General features: G+C 72.8%; 15 protein-coding genes and 1 riboswitch. Of the genes, 8 read left to right on the top strand and 7 right to left on the bottom strand.

Annotation, left to right across the window (positions count from 1 at the left end; all coding sequences use genetic code 11):
* Positions 1–14 precede the first annotated feature (14 nt).
* From BMZ50_RS03860 to BMZ50_RS03830, 6 genes are all read left to right on the top strand, one after another.
* Positions 15–1,265, top strand: coding sequence for an LLM class flavin-dependent oxidoreductase (locus BMZ50_RS03860; protein WP_091321429.1), 1,251 nt, complete (start codon positions 15–17; stop codon positions 1,263–1,265).
* Between the two features lies 1 nt (position 1,266).
* A complete protein-coding gene (locus BMZ50_RS03855) occupies positions 1,267–1,917 on the top strand; it encodes an NADPH-dependent FMN reductase (RefSeq protein WP_177212630.1) in 651 nt (216 codons plus the stop codon).
* Complete coding sequence (locus tag BMZ50_RS03850) at positions 1,914–3,008, top strand: 3,4-dihydroxy-2-butanone-4-phosphate synthase (protein ID WP_091321427.1); 1,095 nt, start codon at positions 1,914–1,916, stop codon at positions 3,006–3,008. Before BMZ50_RS03855 ends, BMZ50_RS03850 begins: the two co-directional genes overlap by 4 nt.
* A 55-nt stretch (positions 3,009–3,063) precedes the next feature.
* Positions 3,064–3,870 (top strand): SDR family NAD(P)-dependent oxidoreductase, encoded by an 807-nt coding sequence (locus BMZ50_RS03845; protein WP_245753328.1) that lies wholly within the window; start codon positions 3,064–3,066, stop codon positions 3,868–3,870.
* An 804-nt stretch (positions 3,871–4,674) separates the two neighbouring features.
* Complete coding sequence (locus BMZ50_RS03840; protein WP_091321425.1) at positions 4,675–5,100, top strand: DUF6221 family protein; 426 nt, start codon at positions 4,675–4,677, stop codon at positions 5,098–5,100.
* Between the two features lie 830 nt (positions 5,101–5,930).
* Positions 5,931–6,146, top strand: coding sequence for a helix-turn-helix transcriptional regulator (locus BMZ50_RS03830; protein WP_091321924.1), 216 nt, complete (start codon positions 5,931–5,933; stop codon positions 6,144–6,146).
* A 300-nt stretch (positions 6,147–6,446) separates the two neighbouring features.
* Here the strand turns inward: BMZ50_RS03830 and BMZ50_RS03825 are convergent, their stop codons facing one another.
* From BMZ50_RS03825 to BMZ50_RS25220, 4 genes are all read right to left on the bottom strand, one after another.
* Positions 6,447–8,897: a heavy metal translocating P-type ATPase gene (locus tag BMZ50_RS03825; protein ID WP_091321424.1), complete on the bottom strand. Its 2,451-nt coding sequence runs from the start codon at positions 8,895–8,897 to the stop codon at positions 6,447–6,449.
* 312 nt (positions 8,898–9,209) lie between these two features.
* The gene (locus BMZ50_RS03820; protein WP_091321422.1) at positions 9,210–9,917 is read right to left on the bottom strand and encodes a hypothetical protein; all 708 of its coding nucleotides are present in this window, start codon (positions 9,915–9,917) and stop codon (positions 9,210–9,212) included.
* Positions 9,918–10,177: 260 nt separating this feature from the next.
* The gene (locus tag BMZ50_RS03815) at positions 10,178–10,432 is read right to left on the bottom strand and encodes an SHOCT domain-containing protein (protein WP_091321420.1); all 255 of its coding nucleotides are present in this window, start codon (positions 10,430–10,432) and stop codon (positions 10,178–10,180) included.
* Positions 10,433–10,641: 209 nt separating this feature from the next.
* Positions 10,642–11,178 (bottom strand): DUF2218 domain-containing protein, encoded by a 537-nt coding sequence (locus BMZ50_RS25220; protein ID WP_143087071.1) that lies wholly within the window; start codon positions 11,176–11,178, stop codon positions 10,642–10,644.
* On the opposite strand from BMZ50_RS25220, the gene BMZ50_RS03805 reads away from it, so the two are divergent.
* A complete protein-coding gene (locus BMZ50_RS03805; RefSeq protein ID WP_091321416.1) occupies positions 11,177–12,805 on the top strand; it encodes an SGNH/GDSL hydrolase family protein in 1,629 nt (542 codons plus the stop codon). The two genes, BMZ50_RS25220 and BMZ50_RS03805, sit on opposite strands and share 2 nt — an antisense overlap.
* 235 nt (positions 12,806–13,040) lie before the next feature.
* Here the strand turns inward: BMZ50_RS03805 and BMZ50_RS03800 are convergent, their stop codons facing one another.
* Positions 13,041–13,550 (bottom strand): C40 family peptidase, encoded by a 510-nt coding sequence (locus BMZ50_RS03800; RefSeq protein ID WP_091321414.1) that lies wholly within the window; start codon positions 13,548–13,550, stop codon positions 13,041–13,043.
* 15 nt (positions 13,551–13,565) lie between these two features.
* Positions 13,566–13,721: riboswitch (cyclic di-AMP (ydaO/yuaA leader) on the bottom strand.
* A gap of 537 nt (positions 13,722–14,258) precedes the next feature.
* Here BMZ50_RS03800 and BMZ50_RS03795 point away from each other — a divergent pair.
* Complete coding sequence (locus tag BMZ50_RS03795) at positions 14,259–14,639, top strand: hypothetical protein (protein WP_091321923.1); 381 nt, start codon at positions 14,259–14,261, stop codon at positions 14,637–14,639.
* On the opposite strand, the gene BMZ50_RS03790 is transcribed toward BMZ50_RS03795, so the two are convergent.
* Entirely contained in the window at positions 14,625–15,293 is a 669-nt protein-coding gene (locus BMZ50_RS03790) for a dienelactone hydrolase family protein (RefSeq protein ID WP_218146082.1), read from the bottom strand. The two genes, BMZ50_RS03795 and BMZ50_RS03790, sit on opposite strands and share 15 nt — an antisense overlap.
* Before the next feature lie 20 nt (positions 15,294–15,313).
* Complete coding sequence (locus BMZ50_RS03785; protein ID WP_091321410.1) at positions 15,314–17,323, bottom strand: erythromycin esterase family protein; 2,010 nt, start codon at positions 17,321–17,323, stop codon at positions 15,314–15,316.
* Positions 17,324–17,493 lie beyond the last annotated feature (170 nt).

Genomic DNA, 17,493 nt, shown 5'->3' with positions numbered 1-17,493 from the left:
GGGATGAGGCGACGATGAAGTTCCACTGGTTCGCGGAAGTGACCTACGACGGGCTCCCTGACCAGTTCCCGGCCCCCGGCCAGGGAGCGTGGGTCGACAGCCCGATCGACATGGCCGACCCCGGTCGCGTGGGTGAGAACTACCGGATGTTCATCCGCCTCATGCAGCAGGCCGACCGGGACGGCTTCGACGGGCTCGCGGTCAACGAGCACCACCAGACGCCGTTCGCGATGACGCCGTCGCCCAACCTGCTCGCCGCGAGCCTCGCGAGCAGCACCCAGAACGCGGCGATCCTGGTGATCGGCGACTCGCTGGCGCTCTACAACCCCCCGACCCGGGTCGCCGAGGAGATGGCCTACCTGGACTGCCTGTCCGAGGGACGGCTCATCGCCGGCTTCGTCTTCGGCACCCCGATGGACTCGGCCTTCGCCTACGCCCGCACCCCGGTGGAGCTGCGCGACCGCTTCCACGAGGCACGCCAGCTCGTCCTGCGCGCGTGGGAGGAGCGCGACCCGTTCGCCTTCAACGGCAAGTACACCCAGCTGCGCTACGTCAACCTCTGGCCCCGGCCGATCCAGCCGCGGCCGCCCATCTGGATCCCCGGGTCGAGCAGCGTCGAGACGTGGGATCTGGTGACCCGGGAGAACTACTGCTACGGGCACCTCTCCTTCTCCGGCCTGCAGGCGGCCAAGCCGCTGGTGGACGGCTACTGGGACTACGTCGCGACACACGACGGCGACATGAACCCCCACCGCATGGCCTTCACCCAGCTGGTCTGCGTGGCCGACACCGACGCCGAGGCGGAGGCGAAGTACTACGAGGCAGTCAAGTACTTCCAGCGGGTCCGCAACCCCGCCATGCGGTACGCAACGCCCCCGGGCTACAACTCGACGCGGACCCTCGCCCAGACGCTCAAGCACACGACCAACCCCGCGGCGGCCGCCGACCGGGAGCGGGCGGTCCGCGGGGAGATGAGCTTCTGGGAGTACGACGAGAAGGGCTACATCGTCGCGGGCACGCCCGACCGCGTGGCCCAGCGCCTGCGCGAGCTGGCCACGGAGCTGCGCGTCGGCCAGCTCATCGCCTCGCTGCACATGGGGAACCTCCCGGAGGAGACCGCGGCCGAGAACACCCACCTGTTCGGTACCCAGGTCATCCCGCAGCTGCGCGACCTGTGGGCCGACGAGCCCGACCACTGGACACCGCAGGTCAGCCAGCGACGGGTCGCCGCCGCCAGTCGGCCGGCCGTGCCGGCGGGGGCCTGACGTGGACCCGGCGACCGCCGCGCGACCGGGCCGGGGAGGGGACGGGGCGCGGCCGCTGCACGTCGTGGGCCTCGGCGGGACGGTGCGTCCGGGCTCGTCCAGCGAGCAGGCACTGCGCACCGCGATGCGCCGCGCGGAGGAGCTGGGCGCCACGACGCGCGCCTTCACCGGCGCGGAGCTGGCCCAGTTGCCGATGTACGCCCCGGACTCCGGCAGCGGGGGCCCGGTCGCCGAGGAGCTCGTCGCCGAGCTGCGGCGGGCCGACGGGGTGATCGTCGCCTCCCCCGGCTACCACGGCTCGCTCTCGGGGATGGTGAAGAACGCCCTCGACTACACCGAGGACATGCGGGAGGACCGGCTGCCGTACCTCGCCGACCGGTCCGTCGGGCTGATCGTCACCGCCTACGGCTGGCAGGCCTCGGTGACGACGTTGACGGCGCTGCGGGCGATCGTGCACGCCCTGCGCGGGTGGGTCACCCCCTACGGCGCCGCCATCAACTCGGCGCAGTGCAGCTTCGCGGACGGGATGTGCAGCGACCATCGGGTCCTGGAGCAGCTGCACGTGGTCGCGGACGAGGTCGTCCGCTTCGCCGAGCTGGTATCGGCGCGGCGCGACCCCGCTCTCCCTGGCCTGCCGGGCGGCCGGCGATGACCGGGGCGGTGCTCGCCGAGCGCACGGAGATGGTCGACGGCGCGCCCAGCGCCCTGGCCGCGCTTCGCCGGGGCGAGCCGGTGGTCCTCACCCACGCCCGCGAGCGGCACCTGGTGATCGCCGCGGAACGGGTGACCGGCCGGACCATGGCGCTGCTCGTGCGCTACAGCAGCGGCTTCGCTTGCGTGGCCATCGAGGGGGAACGGCTGGCGGCCCTCGACATCCCGCTCATGGAGGCCGACGACGCTGGCCGCGAGGCCTTCGCCGTGTCGGTCGACGCCGGCGCCGGGCTGACGACGGGGATCTCCGCACTCGAGCGAGCCCGCACGGTCCGTGCACTGGCGCACCCGTCGACGACACCGGCGGACCTCGTCCGCCCGGGACACGTCGTGCCGGTGCAGGTGCGCCCGGGTGGTGTCCTGGAGCGCCCGGCGCCCCCCGAGGCCGCGGCCGACCTCTGCCGCCTGGCCGGACTCGTCCCCGCCGCGGTGTTCGCGGCGATCCCCGAGTCCGTGTCCGAGCCGCTGCCGACGGCGCTGGCCGACCTGACGACCGTTCGGGTGGAGGACGTCGTCCGGCACAGGGAACGGGCGGAACCCCTGGTCCACCCCGCCGCGGTCGCCCCTCTGGCCACCCGGCGCGGGCTCTTGACGCAGCACACGTACGTCGACGTGCGCGGCGGCACGGAACACCTTGCCGTCGTGGCCGGGGCGGTCGCGGACGCAGACGCCGTTCCCGTGCGGGTCCACGACGAGTGCCTGGCGGGGGACCTGCTCGGCTCGGTGCGGTGCCGGTGCGCCGGCGACCTGGCGGCAGCGCTGGACGCCGTCGCCACGGCAGGGAACGGCGTCGTGGTCTACGTGCGCGGCGGGGCGGCGTGCGGCGGGCAACCAACCGGCGTCGCCGTACCCGCGGATCGGGACCGGGTGGCCGCGCACGTGCTGCGCGACCTCGGCGTCCGCTCTGTGGTCCTGCTCACCGACGATCACGGGCACGCCGGACGGCTGAGCGCCTTCGGGATGCCGGTGGTCGCCTGCGCTCCGTTGACGCCCGCCGGCCAGTGCGACCTCCGGGCCGGGGCCGTCGAATGACGCACCCGCCCTCCACCCGTTCCCACTCGACTGCTGCATCCCGGAGGCCGCTCACATGACACTCACCGGGACGGCCATGGGCAGCGCGCCGACGTCCACCGCCTCGCCGCTGGACGCCTTCCGCCTGGACGGACGGGTCGTGGTGCTCACCGGCGCCAGCTCCGGCCTGGGAGTGGGCTTCGCGCGTGCGCTGGCGGCCGTGGGGGCCCACCTCGTCCTGGCGGCGCGTAGGTCCCACCTCCTGGAGAAGCACGCGGAGCGGCTGCGGGCGTCGGGCAGCCGGGTGGTCACGCAGGTCGCGGACGTGAGCTCGCCGGAGGACTGTCGCGCGGTCGCCGCCCGCGCCGTCGAGGAGTTCGGGCGGATCGACGTCCTGGTCAACAACGCCGGCCTCGGCACGGCCGTACCGGCCTCGCGAGAAACGCCGGAGTCCTTCGACAGCGTCATCGACGTCAACCTGCGGGGCACGTTCTGGATGGCCCAAGCGTGTGCCCCGGCCATGCCCCCGGGGTCGGCGATCGTGAACGTCGCCAGTGTGCTCGGCCTGGTCGCCCCCCGCTTCCCGCAGGCGTCCTACGCCGCCAGCAAGGCAGGCGTGATCGGGCTGACCCGCGACCTGGCGCAGGAGTGGTCCGGCCGCAGGGGGATCCGGGTGAACGCCCTGTGCCCCGGCTACTTCGCCAGCGAGATGACCGCTGGTGACGACACGGTCCTGCGCGAGATGGTGGCCGCCCAGAGCATCCTCGGCCGGTTCGGGGAGCAGCACGAGCTCGACAGCGCACTGCTCTACCTGGCCTCCCCCGCCTCCTCGTACGTCACGGGGACGACGCTGACCGTCGATGGAGGTCTCGCTGCCGTGTGACGTCCCAGGGCCACGCCTCCCGGGGATGAGGTCGTCCTGCAGGCGGCTGCACGCCCGTCAGTCGAAGGCCACCGAGCCGTTCCGATTGCTCGGCCTCGTCTATGGGTCCGCGACCCCGGCGGCCTGGCGGCGACTGCGCGGCTGACTGGCCACGCCGAACTCACACCTGTCCCATGGGCCGCCCTCTGACCCCATAGCGGCCCACTCGGGGCGAGAGGTCTCACGCCCACCAGGCTGAGCGGTCCATCGGTAGAACTACCTAATCCTCCGATAGACGGCCTGGCCAGAGGGGTATGGAGGGTTTTTGGGAGGGGTGAACGGGCGCTCCGCGGTGCGGGTCTAACCCTGACTCGGGGCACACCCGGAGTGACTCCTCCTCCTGGCCGCCCCGGGCCGAGCTCAGGCTCGGGGGACGGTGTGAATCGCTCAGATAGCGTGCGCGTCGCCGCCCGGGGAGACTTAACACTGTCAAGTTCCGGGGAAGCCGTCTCCGGGGCCTCGGTGGCGAGGCGGGTATGAGCGAGCGAGTGACCTGGGGGGCATGTCCCAGCTGCGGTGAGCGGGCCGCTGTTGGGTGGACGGGCGACGCGGTGGCCGAGTTCGACTGCGTTGGAGGCTGCGAGCTGACCGAGGATCAGATGGCCGAGGTCCGGGCGCCCGGCGACCCGGCAGCCGGCAGCTAGACGTCTCGCGATCTAGGCCCGCCCCCAGGCCCCCGGTACGGCAGCCGACCAAGCAGTCGCCCCAGAGCGGCCCACTTAGGGACACGTTGGTTCACGCGGGGGATCGCGGGAAGATCGGCGCGTGGAGAACCTCCCCGCATTCCTTCTGGCTCGCATCACCGAGGACGAGTCAGCAGCCCGCGCGGCGGTAAGGGTGATCGATTCCCGCGAGACCGCCGGTTGGTACTGGAGCGGCGCGGGGGATGCGGTCTTCCTCGATGGAACCAGCGTCCCTGTCGCCTGTGGCCCGTGGAAGCAGTTGATGGATCAGGCGTCGGCTCGTCACATCGTTCGGAACGACCCTGAGCGCGTGCTCGCCGAGTGCGACGCCAAGCGGCGGATTCTCTCAGCCCACAGAAGCGCCCAGGACGCTGTCACCGCGACAGCAGGCGACGATCCCACGCCATCAGAGCCTCTGGGCGCTGTGGAAGCGCTCGGCCTGGTCCTCCGCTTCATGGCCGTGCCATACGCCGATCACCCGGAATACAACCCGGAGTGGATGCCATGAGGCGCCGATGCAACCTGCGACGGTCGAGCGGCGCCTGTCCCTAAAGCCGCCCTTAGGGACACCACCGCGACCAGGACCAGTCATCGATGCCACCCCTGCGCTGGTTGCCCACCGTCACAGAACGCCATCCAAGGCCTACTGCAGACTCACAAGATCAAGAGGGACACACCTCTTGCACGTCGGGCGACTTATTCCGTCGTGATGAATACGCTGCGCCTATGGCCAGGCGTTCAAGCGGACGACACGAGGCCCTACCAGGGCGTGACCAACCGCGCGGTGAGCGCTCGGGCCAGCAGCGTCCTGAGCCGCATGAGAGCTCAGAATCGCCGCCAGCGCCAACAGCAGACGATCGCCGGCGTGCGGCCGCCACGTGCGGCTGGTGCGGCCAGAAGCTCGAGTTGAAGGCGCGTGGACGGCTTCCGAAGTGGTGCTCGGTGTCGTGCCGGCAGCGCGCCTGGGAGCAAGCCCGTGCTGCCGCCTCGGGACTGGCCGCCGTACGAGTCGTCGAGCGACCCGTCGAAGTCCGGGTGCCCGCGACTCCGACACGACGGGACTGGGCGCAACTGCTGCACGAGCTCGCTCGCCAAATCGACGACGGCCGTGTCTACGACCGGGACCTGCACGACCTGAGCGCCGCGCTCCGTGAGGTGCACCAGGCCTTCGATCGACGCCTCTTCGTCCGCGACCGGAGGGCAGCGGGACGACCGATCTGAACACCGTCCGTACGCGGAACGGTGGTCCCGACGACCGGAGTGGAACTGCAGATCGCCTGGAGCGGAACCGGAGGTCTCCGATGCACGGTGCGGGACCCGAACCGCGAAGGAGCCGACGTGCACGCCGACGAGACGGTCCCCGGAGCTCCACACCTGCTCACGCTGCCGGAGGCCGCCACCTACCTCCGGACCCCGGTCGCCACGCTGCGGTACTGGCGCCATCTCGGCGCCGGCCCCCGCGGCTTCCGGTTAGGACGACGGGTCATGTTCCGCCGCGAGGATCTGGACAGCTGGCTGACCGACCAGATCGCAGCGGAAGCGTTCCGCCGGTAACAGCGGCGGGCCGGCGGCAACACCGCACGGATGCGGCAGCAAGGGCATACCCCTACCTGGGACCCCTACCTCTCGCGCCCACACCGCGCCCACAGAAGGTCCGAAAACGACCCAAAGCGGCCAACACGCACCAACTGCAAAGTCCCAGCTCAGACGCGCGATAACAAGATCGGTGCAGGTCAGAAGGGTCCTCCGAAAGACCTCATAATCCCTGGGTCGTGGGTTCGAGCCCCACCCGCCCCACCGTGCTCAGGTCCTTCGTCGCCCCACGAGAGGACCCGTGGTCATCGGCCCACGGCCTCAGCCGACCGACGGCTCGGGCGAACGCACCGTCGCCGCCTGAGCCGTGGGCGCCTCCGGGGCGGCGGGCAACCGGAGCCGCTTGAGCAGCAGGGCGTTGACCGCGACCAGGAAGCTCGACCCGGACATCGACAGGGCGGCGATCTCCGGTCGCAGCACCAGCCCGAAGGCCGGCTCGAACACCCCGGCGGCGATGGGCAGGGCGATGGCGTTGTAGCCGACGGCCCAGCCCAGGTTCTGCCGCATCTTGCGCAGCGTGCCCCGGCCGATGGTCAGTGCGGTGGGGACGTCGAGCGGGTCGGAGCGCATGAGCACGACGTCGGCGGTCTCGATGGCGACGTCGGTGCCGGCGCCGATAGCGATGCCGAGGTCGGCCGTCGCGAGTGCGGGTGCGTCGTTGACCCCGTCGCCGACCATCGCGACCCGCTCACTGGACCGCTGCAGCTCGGTGATCTTCGCGGCCTTGTCGCCGGGCAGGACGTCGGCGATGGCGGTGTCGACGCCGAGCTGGCCGGCGATGCGCCTGGCGGTGGCCTCGTTGTCGCCGCTGAGCATGACGACCTCGACGCCGGCCTCGTGCAGCGCGGCCACGGCGGCGGCCGAGGTCGCCCGCGGGGCGTCGGCCAGAGCGATCACCCCGGCGGCGCGTCCGTCGACGGCGACCAGGACGGCGGTGCGGCCGCTGCGAGCGAGCTCGTCCTGGCGGGCGGCGAGGGTGCCGAGGTCGACGCCCTCGTCGGCCATCAGCGTGGCGTTGCCGAGCAGAACCCGACGTCCCGCGACCTCGGCGGACGCCCCGTGGCCGGGGACGTTGCGGAAGCCGCTCGCGGTCAGGGCCGGCACGCCGAGAGTGTCGGCGTGCCGGGCAATCGCGGCGGCCAGTGGGTGCTCGGACTCCCGCTCCACGGCCGCGGCCAGGGCCAGGACGTCGTCGGGCTCCAGGCCGTCGACGACGACGTCGGTGACCTCCGGCTCGCCCTTGGTCAGGGTGCCGGTCTTGTCCATCACCACGGTGTCGATCCGGGCGGCGGTCTCCAGCGCGGTGGCGTTCTTGAACAGCACGCCGCGCCGGGCGCCCAGCCCGGTGCCGACCATGATCGCCGTCGGCGTGGCCAGGCCGAGCGCGTCCGGGCAGGTGATCACCACGACGGTGATCGCAAACAGCATCGCCGTGGCGAACGACGCGCCGGCCAGCAGCCACACGGCCAGGGTGAGACCGCCGCCGAGGAGTGCGACGAGCACCAGCCAGAACGCGGCCCGGTCGGCCAGCCGCTGGCCGGGTGCCTTGGAGTTCTGCGCCTTCTGCACCATCGCGACGATCTGCGCCAGCGCGGTGTCGGAGCCGACCTTCGTCGCCCGGACCCGCAGCGTGCCGGTGGTGTTGACCGAGGCGCCGATGATCGCGTCGCCGGGCGCCTTGTGCACCGGCAGGCTCTCCCCGGTGACCATCGACTCGTCCACCTCGGAGTCGCCGTCCTCGACCGTCCCGTCGACGGGGATCTTGGCTCCGGGGCGGACCAGCAACAGATCGCCGACGACGACCTCGGCCGTGGGCACCTCGGCCGGCTGCCCGTCTCGGATCACGACCGCGCGCGGCGGCGCAAGCTCCAGCAGCGTGCGGATGGCGTCGTTGGCCCCGCCGCGGGCGCGCATCTCGAACCAGTGCCCGAGCAGCACGAACGCGGTCAGCACGGTGGCCGCCTCGTAGAACACCTCGCCGCCGCCGGTCAGCGTGATCACCACGCTGTAGCCCCAGCCGGCGCCGACCGCGACGGCGACCAGCACCATCATGTCCAGCGTCCGCCCGCGCAGCGCCCGCCAGGCGCCGGCGAAGAAGATCCAGGCCGAGTAGAAGGTCACCGGAAGCGAGAGGATCAGCGAGAAGACGTCGTCCCGCAGGCCAAACGGTGCGGGCGTGGTGAAGCCCAGGACCTCCCGGCCGATCGGTGACCACAGCAGGATCGGGATCGACAGCAGCGCCGCCACCAGGAACCGGGTGCGCATGTCCCTGGTCATGTCGTCCATCGACATGCCGGCGTGGTGCCCACCGTGGCCCATCGCGTCCTGAGGCGCCATCGCGGGGTGATCGCCGTGTGCCGCCACGCGGCCGTCGGCGCCGGCATGGTCGTGCGGTGCTCCCCCGTCGCTCCCTTCCCGCCGGTGGCCGTCGGGGCGCGCGGCTCGGCCGTGCGGCTCGGCCGCCGGATCGCACACGTGCTGAGGAACCGACTGCCCGTCGCAGTGGTAGCCGCAGTCGCGGATCCATGCGGCGAGGTCGGCCACCGAGGTCCGTGCGGGATCGTAGGTGACCGTCGCGGTCTGGCTCACGGGATTGGCATCGACCGTCAGCACGCCAGGGCGTCGGCCGAGGACGCGTTCGACGGGGGCCTTCTCCGACGCCCAGTGCACGCCGGCGACTTCGAGCACGGCGGTCGTCTGCTGCGATGCCATGACCTCTCCTCTGGAGATCCGAGCGGCCGCGGAGGCCAGAAGGCTCGCCTGGCGTGGTGAGCGTGTGCCCGAGCGGTCGCTCCTCGGCGGCCTGCACCCTGAGATATACCCCAGGGGGGTAGCCAGTTCAAGGGCGGTGGGGCCTCTGTCCCGAACGAGTGCCTGGGCGCTGCCCGCCCGGCCGACTCACCGGTGACGGGATGGTCACCGTCGTGCCGAGCCGGTGAGGCGCCCGGCGCCCGCGATCCGCCCCACCGCGTCGGGCGACGTCCGCTCCGGGGCGGTCGTCGTCGGCACACCGGCCGGCGACAGTCAGGCGGCGACGCGTGCGTGGTCCGCCCGCGCGGAGACCAGGACGCCGACCCCCACGACGAGCGTCAGCACCTGGAACGCCGGCACGGCCGGCGCCTGGAAGGGACTCTCCAGACCGCTGTAGGCCACATCGACCCCGATTGCGACCGAGACGAGGCCCGCGAGTGCGGCAACCCAGCCGACCCAGGCGGCCACGGCGCGGGTGACCACGATCGTCACGCCGAACAGGAGCAGTGCCAGCCCCAGCGTCACGCGGAAGTAGCTCTGCAGGCCCCACTCGATCCAGCGCACCACCTCCGCGTCGCCGAGGCGGATGGCCCGCTCGGGTCCGTCGGCGGCAACCCAGGCATCCACGGCCTGCTTCAGCGTCACCCCGTCGACGGCCTGCAGCACGGCCCACACCGCGGCGGTCGCCACCGTCGTCCCGGCGGCGCACGCCGACAGTCGCCGGGCCAGCGGCCGCAGCACCTGATACAGGACGATCAGCCCGCTGAGGGCGGCCAGCACGCCGACGAACTGGGCGAAGTGCACCCACTCCCACGCGGCGCTCGCCGCGTACCTGGCGAAGATGTCCTCGTGGACGTCCTCGTTGCCACCGGGATGGAACAGCACGGTGACCACGGTGGTGAAGAGGAAGCCACCCAGGAGCAGCGCCCCACTGGAGCGCAGCAGCTCACGGTCGGTCTGGGTGCCCGGTGCCGACGTCATGGCTACCCCTTCCGCCGAACGGCGGCGACGGACGAGCGTAACGACCGGACCGACCGTGGAGGGCGGGTCGCGCCGCGGGGCGACCGGGGCCCAGGTCTCTCGGCCGCCGGTTCCCCAACCGGACGATGTCCCCATGTCCACCCGGCCAGCAGGTCGCGCGACCACGAGGGGCCGCTTCCCGGCCGGGATGCCGTCGACGACCCGGACCCGCACCGCCGCGGCCGCGCCCGCGCCGGCCTCGTGCGCCGCGCGCCGGCCAGTCAGCGGGTCAACACCCCGGTCCCCCGCAGCGTGGCCAGCTGCTGGCGATACTGCTCCTCGGTCAGCTCCCCGCTCGCGAACCGCTCGGCGAGGATCTTCTCGGGCGAGCGTGGCCCGGCAGACGGCTCCTGGCGGGCATAGCGGATCAGCAGCGTCCCGCCGAGCAAGAGCACGGCGATGAACAGCAGGCTGCCGAAGGTCATGACGAACCAGCCCCAGCCGGTCATGTGATCACCGACGTACCAGCCCATCATCGCTGTCTCAGCTCCTCCGCATGGGCGGTCCCCGCCGACCTGGTCCACCGCCTCGTCCCCAGCGTGGGCTCCGGCGGCCGCGCCCGGCAGCGAGCGAAGGTCACCACCGCCAGGGCCCTCAGACTCCCGCTACGGTCAGCGGATCACCAGCCATCGAGCCCCTCGACCGTGTGGTTGCCGGGGTGGAAGGAGCGACCGGCCCGCCGAGGTCACACCCTGTCCCCCGACCCCAACCCAGTGGTGGCCGGGACGCCGATGACCAGCCGGCCCTGTCGGAGTCGGTGCACCGTGGGGGTCGGCATCGCTGACCCAGGTGACGGTGAGCTGTTGCGCTGGCCGAACCGCTCAACGTGACTGCCAAGCACGAACTGCACCTGGCTCAGCGTCTCGGGGTGGGGCGTCTCCGCCATCAGGGTGAACACGCCCTCCCCGACCACGACACGGCCGGTGCCGCCAGCGATCTCCGCGGTTGAGGTGGCTCCCACGGCGGTCCAGGCGCCCCCCTGACCCAGGTGGGAGAGCAGCTGCTTGCCCCACCACGATCCGCACGTGACCACGGGCGCTCGGGCAGTCACTCCGGGGAACGACCGTCCACCGGGCGACGGGCCCCGGCATGCGCTACGGCACCGCGCGGGACCGTCGTCCCTAGGCTTCGCCCCGCGTCCACCGCCCTGAGTGCCAGCTCTGCCCCTCGAGGTGGTGCCGCACGTGCCCTCCTGCCGCTCCTCCGGAAAGGGAGGACACATGCCTCCCGCGGCCGACCGTGTCCCGCCCGGCACTCCGGAGGACGTCCGCGGACAGGCCGAGCAGCCCGAGGCCCGCGCTCCGCAGTTCGATCCCACGCTGGGGATCGCGGTCCCCCACCAGCCGCGCCGCGGGACCCCGCCGCACCGGCTGGTCGTCCTCGGGGACTCACTCAGCCACGGCTTCCAGAGCGGCGCGGTCTACCACACCGACGTCTCCTGGCCGGCGATCGTCGCCCACGAACTCGGCTGGCTCGATGAGTACCGCTACCCGGTGTACGGCGGTCCCGGCGGGCTGCCGCTCAACATCGAACTGCTGTTGCGACACCTCGAGGAGCGCTTCGGTCCGCGGATCGGACTCTGGGAGCTGCCGATGGCCCTCTTCGCCGCGCGGTCCTTCATGGACGGCGTCGAGGACTACTGGGAACGGGGGCCGGGCCGAGTCCCACCGAAGGTCGACCGGTACAACCACGATCTCGCGATCTACGGGTGGGACCTGCGTGACGCGCTCTCGCGGACCGCGGCGATGGCGGAGCAGGCCATCGAGCGACCCAACGACTCGCTGCTCGACCAGATCGTCGAGAACGACAGCGCCCGCGCGGCCCTGCGGGTGTTCCCGCACTGGAACGCCGAGGTGCGGAGGCAGACCCTGCTGGAGGCGGCCGCGGCGCTGGGCCGCGACCACGACGGGACCGCCGAGTGCGGGATCGAGACGCTGGTGGTCTTCCTCGGCGCGAACAACGCCCTGCGCTCCGTGGTCGACCTGCGGGTCCGCTGGACCGAGGACGACTTCCGGGACCTCGACCGCAAAGGCCGGTACACCGTCTGGCGACCGGAGCACTTCGCGGCGGAGCTCGCCGAGGTCGTGCGGGCGGTGCAGGCGATCTCGGCCCGGCACACCATCTGGTGCACCGTCCCGCACGTCACCATCCCGCCGGTGACCCGCGGGATCGGCCACAAGGTGCGTCCCGGCTCGCGCTACTTCCCCTACTACGCCAGACCGTGGGTCCGCGACGACCAGTTCGACCCGACCCGCGACCGGCACCTGACCGAGCAGCACGCCCGGGCGATCGACGCCGCGATCGACCTCTACAACGCGGACATCGAGCGGGTCGTCCGCAACGCCAGGACCGGTTCTCGCCGCCGGCCGCCGCGGGACTGGTTCCTGTTCGACGTCGCGGGACTGCTCGACCGGCTCGCGTCACGGCGCTACATCGCCGATCCGAACGCGCGCCCGTCCTGGTGGACGCCGTACCCGCTGCCCTCCGCCCTCGCCGCCCTGGATCCCCCACCCGACTCGCGGTTCCTGATCGGCGACGGCACCGGCGGACGTGCTGCGGGCGGCTTGTTCTCGCTCGACGGCGTCCACCCCACCACCGTCGGCTACGGGGTGGTCGCCCAGGAGGTCGTCAGCATCCTCCAGCTGGCAGGCGTGCCGTTCCACGACCCGAGCGGGCACCCCCGGGTCGGCCCGGTCCTCGTCGACTTCGACCGGCTGCTGCGCCGGGACACGCTGGTGAACCACCCTCCGCAGAACCTGGGCGCGACCCTGGATGTCCTGGGCTGGGCCGACGAGAACCTCGGCTGGGTCGCGCGGGCGCTGGCCTGGCGGCCGACGCCGCGGCACTAGCCGTCGCGCGACTCAGCTACCGCGGTCGTGGCCCTCCGGAGCGCCGCCGAGCGCCTCCGTCACCCCCGGCCCGGCTCTGCCCTGCGCCGCCCGGCGGAGCGGAACCTGCAGGTGCTCCAGCTCCGAGGTCGCAGCGGTCCGGGGCTCGGCCGACGGACCGCCCTCCACGGCGCAGAGCAGATTGCCCAGAAGATTTCCGGGCCCCGGCCGCACGAGGGCGGCCGGGGCGGCCGGCTCACCCGACTCGGCGAGCGGAGTTGTAGTCGCCGATCGCGTCGATGTCGGTCACCTTCACCACGTCGCCCTCGGTCGGCGCGTGCACCACCTGGTTGTTCCCGACGTAGACGCCCGCGTGGCTCACCGGGTCGTAGAAGAACACCAGGTCACCGGGCTGCAGATCGGCCCGCGCCACCGGTGTCCCGGTCTGGGACTGCTGCTTCGACGAGTGCGGCAACTCCACACCCGCCGCGCCCCACGCGTACTGGGTCAGGCCTGAGCAGTCGTAGCTGTCCGGGCCTGCCGCGCCGTACTCATAGGGCTTGCCGCGCTGGTTCATCGCGGTGTCGACGGCGGTCTGCGCGGCCTGGTCGGGCGCCGCGGGGGAACCCTCCGACGAGCTCGCCGCCGGCGGGGGCTCCGTGGAGGCCTGCGCGACCTGCGGTGTGAGCGCGATCCCGGCGCCGGCCAGGAGAGCGAACGTGGGACGGGCGAGACGACGGGCGGTGGACGTACGAGCAGTCGTCATGGACGACGGGTTCTCCTGTTCTCCACGAACCGCCTACCGAGTTAGCTGACGGGTTCGGGCGGGGAACGCGCCCGGCGCAACCACACGGCTGCGCTTCACCCCAGTGCTGCGGTGGGTCCCCGGCCCGGGCACCGGCACACGGCCGGCTGCCCGGTTCGGCGGTGTCCGGCGGGTGTCCCCACCTGCGGGAACGTCTGCGGCCTCGACCGGACCGCGTCGACGTTAGGAAGACTGCGAGGACGTCGCAAAGCGGGCCTGCAGCGTCGTGGCAGCGTGGCGCCACCGGGATCGAGGACGCTGATTCACCGCTCTGACCTGCGAGAACGACGCCGGCAGATGAACGGCGAGACGCCGCCGCCCCGGAATCGGATGTTTAGCGCGTGTTACCACTGCACGTGAGGGCATCTTGACCCACTGTCAGGAGCCCTTCCCGGCCCAGGGGCCGGCGAGCCGCGGTGGTCGTCGGGGCGCCGGCGCGGGGACCGAGCGACCGGCTTCCCCGTTCACGACGGGGCTCCTAGGGTGAGGGCGCGCCCCGCAAGGGCGACGCCGTCGCCGGATCCCCCGTCCGCCGTGGTCCCGACCCGCGTCGGCCGGCCCGTGCGGGCCCCGCCGGCCGCGGCGACGGAGCGGCCGGCATGCCCGGGGACGAGCGACGGCGGCCCCACGCAGCGGGGACAGGACCTCTTCACCAGGAAGCCGGACGAGATGGCCGTGACGCTGAACCAGCGGGCCTATGACCACGCGCGGTCCCTGATCCAGGACCGCCAGGTGGTGCTCGACGAGCGCGACGCGTGGAGCGAGCACCGGCCGTCGGCCCGGGAGGAGAACCGCTTCCTCGAGGAGCACGACATCCGGGCCTACGGCCGGTGGTACCTCGGCGTCGACGACGAGCACGGCGAGGACACCAAGAGCCACTACAAGTTCCCCTACGGCGACTTCGAGAAGGTGCACCGGTGCGGGGTGCTGTCGGCCGAGGCGCGGGCCGGGCAGCAGAAGTACCTCGACATCGAGAAGGCCGCCGCACACCTGCACGGGATGCTGGACGGCCTGGCGGCGGCAGACGGGGACGCCTCAGCCGACGGGTGACCCCGCCTCCGCCTCGGGCAGGTGCCGCACGAACCAGTCCCGGGCCAACGCGGCGGCCTGCTCCAGAGCCCCCGGCTCCTCGAACAGGTGGCTCGCGCCGGGCACGAGGGCCAGCTCCGCGTCGGCCGGGATCAGCTGCAGGGCCCTGCGGTTGAGCTCGAGGACGGTCGTGTCGCTGCCGCCCACGATCAGCAGGGTCGGCTGGCGGATCAGGCGCAGGAACTCCCCCGCCAGATCCGGTCGCCCGCCGCGGGAGACGACCGCGCGGACCGGGTCCGGCCGCGCGGCGGCGGCCACGAGCGCGGCCGCCGCCCCGGTGCTGGCCCCGAACAGCCCGACGGACAGCCCGGCGGTCGGCTCGTAGCCGGTCACCCAGTCGGTCAGCGCGATCACCCGGACCGCCAGCAGGCTGATGTCGAAGCGCAGCTCGCCGGTCCGGGCGTCGAGCCGCTCCTCCTCCTCGGTGAGCAGATCGGCCAGCACGGTCGCCAGCCCTACGGCCTGCAGCTCGCCCGCGACGTACCGGTTGCGCGGGCTGTGCCGGCCGCTGCCACTGCCGTGCGCGAACACCACGACACCGCGCGCCTGCGCCGGCACGGTGACATCGGCGTCGAGCACCACGCCGGCGACGCCGATCCGCAAGGCCTGGGCCACGGCCACGACGGCGCCCCGACCTACACGGCGAACGGGTACGTCTCGGGCAGCTCGCCGCGCTCCCAGCGGGCGGTCCGCTCCAGAGGCTCCAGCGCGCGCGTCTCGTCGATGTGGATGACGGCGTCGAACTGGTGGGCCACCCGGCACCGGAAGTAGTGGCTCTGCCGCTCCGTGTCGGGCCGGTAGATCACACCGATGGCCCGTTCCAGCCGGGCCGCGTCGAGCACGTCGACGGCTGGAGGAGCCCGGTCGAACGCGACGAGGAAGCCCTTCTCGCCGGTGTCGTGGAACAGCTCCTCGACGCTGTCGGGCAGCGCGGGGCGGACCCACTTGCGGTCGGCCGGCGCGCCCCAGTCGTCCGCCGCGGTCACGGTGCCGGTGTAGGTCGTGAACCCGAACAGCCGGCAGGCGTCGGGATGGCGTTCGCGGGCGAGCTGGCCGATCGTCAGCTCGCCGCGCATGCGGGCCTCGGTGGCGCGGGCGTCACCCACGTGCGAGTTGTGCGCCCACACGACGACCTTGGCCGGCTCCCCGCGCCGCCGGGAGAGGTGCGCGGTGAGCGCGTCGAGGGTGTCCATCATGTGCGTGTCGCGCAGGTTCCACGAGGAGACCCGCCCCCCGAACATGGTCCGGTAGTACTGCTCGGCGTCCCGGACGACGAGCGCGTTCAGCTGCGCGTGGAAGGCCTCGTCCTCGGCCAGCAGCCCGTCGCCGCGGGCCCGCTCAGCGGCCAGCCGCTGCATCTCGAGGAGCTGCTCGACGGCCCTCTGCTCGCACGACTCGCCGGCGCCGTAGGCCGCCGCGTACCCGTAGGACTGCCCGTCGTCACCGGCGTAGTGGTCGAAGCAGGAGTACCGCTCCCGCGCGCGGGCCGCGGCGGCCGGGTCCACGCTCTCGAGGTAGGCGATGACCTCCTGCATCGAGCGGCGCAGGCTGTAGAGGTCCAGCCCGTAGAAGCCCGCCTGCGCGCGCTCGTCGCCGACCCGGTCGTTGTGCTCGCGCAACCAGCCGACGAAGTCCAGCACCGCGGTGTTGCGCCACATCCAGGTCGGGAACCGCTCGAAGTCCCGCAGCGCCTCCTCCGCGTCCGCGTCCTCGCTGCGGCCGCGGACGTACCGGTTGACCCGGTAGGCGTCCGGCCAGTCGGCCTCGGCGGCGACCGCGGTGAACCCCTTCTCCTCGATCAGCCGGCGGGTCATCACGGCCCGCGCCGCGTAGAAGTCGTGGGTGCCGTGCGAGGCCTCCCCGATCAGCACCAGCTGCGCATCGCCGACCAGGGAGAGCAGCGTCTCGGTGGCGGGCACGCCGTCCTCCACCGGCAGGGCCAGGGCCCGGATGAGCGCGGCCTCCGTCGGCCCGGGGGCGCCGGCCGCGCCGGCCGGGGCGGTGGCCGCCGCCCGCAGCAGGTCGCGCACCTCCTCGTCGGTCGTCTGCGTGAAGTCCCAGTAGGACTCGCCGACCGCGTGGAAGGGCGACGGGGTGGTCGCGCAGACCACCTGGTCGACCATGAGGTCGAGTTCTCGGCAGGTGGACTCCGGCGCCGCGGGGACGGCGACCACGACCGGACCGGCGGAGCGTGCGTGCAGCGCCTCGATGGCCGCGCGCATGCTCGCCCCGGTCGCCAGCCCGTCGTCGACCAGGATCACCGTCCTGCCCTCCACCTCCGGGGGTGGCCGGCCCTCCCGGTAGACGACCTCCCGGCGGAGCAGCTCCCGGCCCTCCTGCCCGGCGACCTGCTGCAACACCTCGGACGGGATGCGCAGGCCGCGCACGACGTCGTCGTTGATCACGACCACGCCGCCGCCGGCGATCGCGCCCATGGCCATCTCCTCGCGGCCGGGCACGCCGAGCTTGCGGACGACGAACACGTCCAGCGGCGCTCCCAGCGCCCGGGCGATCTCGAAGCCGACGGGCACGCCGCCACGAGGCAGCGCCAGGACCAGCACGTCGGGCTGGTCCCGATAGTTCTCCAGCAGCCGCGCCAGGACCCGCCCGGCGTCCCTGCGGTCACGGAACACGCGGTCCGCCATGTCGACCCCACTCCGCTCCCCGGAGGAGAGCAACGGTGCGATGCCACGCCCGCCCGGCTCTGGGGCACGAGGCAGGAGACGCCCCGCGGGCGACGCTACGCCCGCCTCCCGGCGTGTCGGACGTCCGCCCGCGGGTACCGGGCCGGACGGCGGCCAGCATCACGGCCACC

This window comes from Geodermatophilus ruber (assembly GCF_900114385.1).
In the GTDB taxonomy this organism is placed as follows: domain Bacteria; phylum Actinomycetota; class Actinomycetes; order Mycobacteriales; family Geodermatophilaceae; genus Geodermatophilus; species Geodermatophilus ruber.
This window is presented reverse-complemented; position numbering and strand designations above follow the sequence as displayed.

Coding starts and splice junctions, on each gene's coding strand:
- BMZ50_RS03845 (WP_245753328.1), top strand. CDS start 3,064: ATGACACTCACCGGGACGGCCATGGGCAGCGCGCCGACGTCCACCGCC.
- BMZ50_RS03795 (WP_091321923.1), top strand. CDS start 14,259: ATGGCCGTGACGCTGAACCAGCGGGCCTATGACCACGCGCGGTCCCTG.
- BMZ50_RS03860 (WP_091321429.1), top strand. CDS start 15: ATGAAGTTCCACTGGTTCGCGGAAGTGACCTACGACGGGCTCCCTGAC.
- BMZ50_RS25220 (WP_143087071.1), bottom strand. CDS start 11,178: ATGTGTCCTCCCTTTCCGGAGGAGCGGCAGGAGGGCACGTGCGGCACC.
- BMZ50_RS03850 (WP_091321427.1), top strand. CDS start 1,914: ATGACCGGGGCGGTGCTCGCCGAGCGCACGGAGATGGTCGACGGCGCG.
- BMZ50_RS03805 (WP_091321416.1), top strand. CDS start 11,177: ATGCCTCCCGCGGCCGACCGTGTCCCGCCCGGCACTCCGGAGGACGTC.
- BMZ50_RS03785 (WP_091321410.1), bottom strand. CDS start 17,323: ATGGCGGACCGCGTGTTCCGTGACCGCAGGGACGCCGGGCGGGTCCTG.
- BMZ50_RS03815 (WP_091321420.1), bottom strand. CDS start 10,432: ATGATGGGCTGGTACGTCGGTGATCACATGACCGGCTGGGGCTGGTTC.
- BMZ50_RS03820 (WP_091321422.1), bottom strand. CDS start 9,917: ATGACGTCGGCACCGGGCACCCAGACCGACCGTGAGCTGCTGCGCTCC.
- BMZ50_RS03825 (WP_091321424.1), bottom strand. CDS start 8,897: ATGGCATCGCAGCAGACGACCGCCGTGCTCGAAGTCGCCGGCGTGCAC.
- BMZ50_RS03800 (WP_091321414.1), bottom strand. CDS start 13,550: ATGACGACTGCTCGTACGTCCACCGCCCGTCGTCTCGCCCGTCCCACG.